This window comes from Bacillus sp. AFS098217 (genome assembly GCF_002551815.1).
In the GTDB taxonomy this organism is placed as follows: Bacteria; Bacillota; Bacilli; order Bacillales; family Bacillaceae_G; genus Bacillus_A.
The window spans coordinates 1-3,981 of record NZ_NVPR01000120.1 but is presented as its reverse complement, the minus strand read 5'-3'; the positions used below and the strand labels follow the sequence as shown (position 1 = coordinate 3,981).

Below are 3,981 nucleotides of genomic sequence, written 5' to 3'. Positions count from 1 at the left end.
GAACTTGTTTGCCGCTCATTTGCGACTCCCTTATGTTAACATTTCTATGTTTCAATGTCAACTAAGTTTTTTATTTCGTTTGCCGCGTTTTGCTTTATTGCAGCAGCGACTTTTAATATAATACACCATTCTTTCCACAAAATCAATATATTTTTTATTTTTTCTTCATGCATGTTTCCATTTCATTGTTAGCCTAAAATCTTTTCCCAACTAATCTACCAAATAACAATGACTGTCTCACCGATTCTACCGCCTATATAGTTTCATGAAGCTATCCTCTTTATTTATAAAAAACTAAGGGAACAGAATACCTTCTCCCATTCCCTTAGTTTTTTATGCTGTTTCTTTTTTCGCCTTCGAAACTCTTCTTTTCATTGTAAAATTCCATTTTAACCTACTCATCACATAGTATGCAGTCGGGACTATGACTAATGTTAAAAGCGTAGATGTTAGTAAGCCAGAAATTACAACGATAGCAAGAGAACGAGAAATAAGCCCTCCCTCGGTCGACAACGCCAACGGTGTAAGTGCACCTATTGTAGCAAGAGCCGTCATTAAAATCGGACGAAGTCTTGTTACCCCCGCTTCTAATAAAGCTTCTTTTATAGCCATTCCTTGTTTTTCATTTTGCATAACACGATCCATCAACACAATAGCATTCGTTACAACAATTCCAATTAACATAAGAAACCCAACCAATGCCGGCATACCTAAAGGTTCTTTCGTAAGGTATAAGCCAAGCAAACCACCTGTAAAAAGAAATGGTAAAGAAAATAGAATTGCAAACGGAGCCATTGCATTTCCAAATGTCACTAGCATCACAACAAAGACAAGTACAACAGCAATCCCCATAGCAATAATCATATTTTGGAACCCTTCATTCATAGCTTGTGACTGTCCTTCAGAGCGATACTTAATACCTTTTGGTAAATCTGAATCTTTTAAACGCTTATCTACCTCAGCTTGCACACCAGATACATTATCTGTTGTAAATCTTGCACTTACTTGTACATACTCTTGCTGATTTAAGCGATACAAAGCAGTAGGTCCCGGTGCTTCAGAGAGGGTGGCTACATCCGACAATTTTACCTGTTGCCCAGTAGGACTCATAATAATTTGATTCGTAATGCTTTCAATAGATGTAAGATTATCATTTTTCAATCCTAGATTCACTGAAGTCGTTTTTCCGTCTAATTGGACTGTCGTAACACTTTCACCAGCAATACTCCCTCTTACAAAAGCAGCAATCATCATTGGATTCAAACCTTTTCCCACTGCTTTTTCTTCATCAATTGACAAATTAAGTTGCGGTTTTACAGCGGATAAATTTGTTTTCACATTCGACAAGCCCTTTATATCCTTTATCTTCTCTACAATCTTATTCCCGGCAGTCTCCAAATCCTTAGCATTTCCACCTTCCACAATAAGAACAAATTGTCCTCCTCCTGTTATACCAATCGGTGTCAAAGCTGTTTCGATGCCCGTTCCTAGATTTTCCATCTTTTCTTTTACATCTTTTTCAAAAGTCGTTATTCCTTCTTTCGTCATATCATCCTTCAAATCAATAGACAAACGAATTCTTTCTCCTGAAACAATCGTTTGATAGCTTTTCACACTCACTTGTTTACTAAGAATACTTTCCATATCTTTGGCTACACCATTAGCTTTGTCAAGTGATGTTCCAACAGGTAAATCTGCCGTCAGATTATATGAAGCCGCCTTTTCTTCTGGTAAAAAGTTTTTCGGGATCAGCGGCACAAGCCCTAAAGATGAAACAAATACGACAAAAGCGAGAAAGAGTGTAATCATCTTTTTCTGAATCGCCCAGTTCAGCACACGCCGATATGCTCTCTGCAATATTGTTTCTTTCGGCTCCTTATGCTTCAAACGTAGCAAGAAAAACTTAGCAAGCAAAGGGACAACTGTTAACGAAACAAGTAAAGAAAAAGCAAGTGCAACAATAACTGTAATTCCGAACGGAGCAAAGAACTTGCCAACAATTCCCGGAACGAATGAAAGTGGGCCAAATACTGCCATAGTCGTAATTGTTGAAGATGTAACCGCACCGCCAACTTCTTTAGCAGCTGCTAACACCATGTTTGCATCACGCTTTGCGCTGCTTAATGTTCTGCGGTAGATGTTTTCAATGACTACGATAGAATCATCAATTACTCGACCAACAGCTACTGCAATACCAGCTAGCGTCATCATATTCAAACTATAATGTAAATACTTCATCGTAATCATCGCTGCTAAAACAGACAGCGGAATTGATAGCACAGCTACAATTGTAGCTCTTATATTACGTAAGAATACAAATGTCACAATGACAGCAAACAATGTACCTAGCAACACTTCCCTAAGCATACTATTAACTGATTTTTCTACCTGCTTTGAGCTGTCATACAACTTTGTCAGTTTATAACCCTCTGGTAATTGTAGATCAGATAGTTTTTGGTTAATTTGTTTGACCACTTCCACTGCATTAGCTCCTGGCTGCGCTTTAACAGATACAAGAACTGCAGGCGTATCTTTTAATCTCGTATATACAGTTTCTATTTTACTTCCATATTCTACAGTTGCTACATCTGACAATTTAACCGTTTGTACTCCCTCAGCACTTGGTACTGCCATTTTCATATTGTTCACATCAGTAAGCGATTTAAGTTTGTAATCAGCTTGAACATTTAATGTTTTTTCATTAATGCTCACCTGGCCTGCTGGAAAAGAAAAATTGTGTGCTAAAAGTGCTTGCTTTACTATGTCATAAGTAATCTTTTTTTCTTTCATTTTTTCAACATCAAGTCTAATAGACAATTGCTTTTCGGTTTCACCTGACACATCCACCTTGCCGATATTTTCAACAGTAGACAAAGTCGGTTTAATCCGATCGTTCACATATTGTGAAATATCCGCCTGCTTAGCATTGTCTGAAGAAAGCGCGAAAGTAAATATTGGCATCTGCGAAGGTCCATCTTTCATAACGACAGGTTTCCCTGCATCCTCTGGTAATTTTAGAGATGCAACAGCACTCGTCACATCTTTTTCAGCCTCATCCATCTTCCTGTCCATATCAAATCCTAAAATAGCAACTACCATGTTGCTATGAGCTTCAATATATAAATTATCAAGCTTTTGAATACTAGAAAATGCAGTTTCTAGCGGCTTTCCTATATCATTTAACCCTTGCTCTGGCGTGGCACCCATATAAGGGACTTGCACAACCATATACGGAATATCAACGTTTGGCATTTCTTCCATCTCTATTGTTTTAATAGAATATAATCCCCCGACAACAATAAAAATCATCGCGAGAAAGACAACACCTACATTTTTTAAAGAAAAGCGAATCCACGACCCCACCGTCATTCCTCCCATCCCTTTGTACTAAGGAAAATAATCTTACTTACATAATCTCTATAAATCGTAATCCTCCCCTACTTATATTTTCTTCACCCTTTCATAATTGTAAATTTTATCCTTTTATTCCACATCAACCGCATGATGGATTCTAAACTCAGCCCAAAGACCTATATCGAATCACACGACGCTAAGTATACAGAAAATTCCTTCTATACAGCAGTGTAAAAAGTCACGTTCTAAACATGACAAAAAGGATTGTGTATTTTACACTTTCCGTAAACAGGAGGCACACATACCTCTTTAAGATTGCCAATCCACACAAATGATCTATCAATATTTGATTTCATGCTGTTTTTTTGGAAAAAGAATATATTTAAAAAGAATGTATTTAATTTCTTTCATAGAAAATTTAATATGCTTTGGAATACGAGGTCTCTTAGTAAAAATGAAAGGATATTTCTGATATGTTTTATAGAAATGAAGAATGTTCTCCTATTTTGATAGGTTTTTTTCATGACCACTTGGTTCGTCTATTTCGATGAAATAAAGCTGAGTTCCTTTATTAAGAAGTTCAGTGTTATTTTATAATGATAAAAATACACAAAAAAGACGAGTCAT

General features: G+C 36.7%; 1 protein-coding gene. It reads right to left on the bottom strand.

All coding sequences use genetic code 11. From position 1 onward, the window contains the following. Positions 1-333: 333 nt before the first annotated feature. Positions 334-3,369, bottom strand: coding sequence for an efflux RND transporter permease subunit (locus COO03_RS23275; RefSeq protein ID WP_255257329.1), 3,036 nt, complete (start codon positions 3,367-3,369; stop codon positions 334-336). Positions 3,370-3,981: the final 612 nt, after the last annotated feature.

What these genes read in the sequence shown, in the direction of transcription:
- COO03_RS23275 (WP_255257329.1), bottom strand. Translation starts at nt 3,369, where the DNA reads ATGACGGTGGGGTCGTGGATTCGCTTTTCTTTAAAAAATGTAGGTGTT.